The sequence below is a fragment of the Petrocella sp. FN5 genome, assembly GCF_029210395.1.
Taxonomy (GTDB): domain Bacteria; phylum Bacillota; class Clostridia; order Lachnospirales; family Vallitaleaceae; genus Petrocella.
This window is the reverse complement of record NZ_JARGDP010000152.1, coordinates 1-1,953: the sequence shown is the minus strand read 5'-3', so window position 1 is coordinate 1,953 and position 1,953 is coordinate 1. Positions and strand designations below refer to the sequence as shown.

Annotated in this window: 1 protein-coding gene; it reads right to left on the bottom strand. The window is 34.1% G+C overall.

Translation table 11 applies throughout. The features are described 5' to 3' along the window. Nucleotides 1–96: 96 nt before the first annotated feature. On the bottom strand, nucleotides 97–1,818 hold the full coding sequence (locus P0N36_RS15115; RefSeq protein ID WP_275843713.1) for an IS1634 family transposase: 1,722 nt from the start codon (nucleotides 1,816–1,818) through the stop codon (nucleotides 97–99). Between the last annotated feature and the right edge of the window lie 135 nt (nucleotides 1,819–1,953).

Sequence of the window (1,953 nt, the reverse complement as noted above, 5' to 3'; positions counted from 1 at the left end):
CTGTCTTTGACAGTTGTGAGATGAAAAAAGCTTGGAACCCATTGAAAATACTGGGATTTAAGCTTTTCTTGTTTATTCAAAAAGTGAGTAATGTTTTTATTTTTTTGTCTGTTTGAAAATATTTTTAAAGCTTTTATTCGATACAATCTGATAATCTGTTCTAAAACCAAAAGCATCATGTAAAGCATCTGTAAAATCTGTTCTAGTGTAGGTTGGAATAAACCCTTCCCCCGTTACTGCGTAAAAATTCATATCCCTTAACCCACTAATGATTTCATGACTCGTAAAAGCTTCTCCTAATCTTTTTTCAAGGAAGCGGTATAGTGTTAAAGCCAAGAAACAAGTGGTGAAATGAGCTTTTATGCGATCGTCTCTACTAAGATATACAGGTCTAGCTTTAAATTCGCTTTTCATAATGCGAAAGCACTCTTCGATTTCCCAACGTCTGTGATTCACTTTTGCAATAGCAGGTGCATCGTCTTCTAAATTTGTACATACCGCATAAAATCCATCAAACATTTCCTCTTTAATAATAGTCTCATTATCTATATCGTAAATGACGTTCTCTGCAATCTCACCATCGGGAGTAACGCTAGTGGATGTAATAAATCGTTTATAATCATTTTGCTTCTTTTTCTTGATATCACTTGGACGACTTTCAATGAGCTTTAAGGCTCTCTCTAATTGTCGATTTCGAATCTGACGCTGATAATCTCTGTATTTTAAGGAAAAGGTAACAATAAGCTTCTGCTCAAGTCCATCTTCTTTAATCCAGCGTTCTTTATAGAACGTTGTATTCATATGACTTTCATAGGTATCCTTATCCTTGTCGAGAAGACGAATGTCATAGGTGAGACTGCTGTTAGCACAGGACCATCCATTTGGATTAAGAGCCCATTCTTTTAAATGCCTCTTTAGTTTTTTAACCGACTGAGTCGTAATGAAAGCTCTTTCTTTGATGTTATTAAACTTACGGTTATCGGTAGAAGAAAGCCCGGCATCGGTGCAAACAATAAACTTTGACAACTTAAAATCATTAAGAATTTTCTCTTCAAGAGGTCTTAAGGTGGTTTGCTCATTTGTGTTACCACTATGAATATTAAAAGCAAGAGGAATGCCATCGCCATCCATGAATAAGCCCATTTCTACAATTGGATTCGGTTTATGATCTTTACCATAACCGTATTGTTTAAGCCCATCTTCTTGCTCAATCTCAAAATAATAATTGGTACAATCGTAGTAAAGAATGCGATCATTTCTTTTGGAAATGGACAAGCTATTTTTATAGAGCTCCGATTGAATAAAATCGGTTTCTTTAGCGATAACCTCTAAAGCACGATAGACTTGATGTAATTCAAAATTTGGTTGCTCAAGAAGGGATTTAGCTTCTTGATAAGTGTTAAGCTTGGAAGAAGGGAAAAGAATTCTACCATAGATAAGTCGTGAAAGAATCGAATCAAGGTCAAATGTAAATTTATAATTATTGGAGATTTCTTTGCTGATTCGGTGTAAACCTAACTGATGATAAAGTTGTTGTAAAAAAAGATAGCCACCATTAAAAGAAGCAGGTGCATTCTTTTCGATCTGCTTAGATTGGTTATATTTAACAAGAACACTACGTTTATTTTCTTGCTCTTTTCGATTTAATTCTTCAACATAATTATTTGCCCAAGAAATTGGATCATTGTGGATTAACGTAAGATCGGCTAAAGTGCCTAATTTTTCAACAACTTTTGAAGTGCGTTTTTTGTTCTCGAAAACTGATTTAACAACATATAAGGATGAAGCATTTTTGGATTTAACAATCTGTAATCTCATAAGACAACCCCTCCATTCCTATATATTATAACACATTGTGTAACATTGTGCACTAAATTTCGAAAGAAAAGACAAAAAAATAAGCCTAAATCAAGGCTTTCCTAGGTTATATTAATATACAAGTGTCAAAGACCC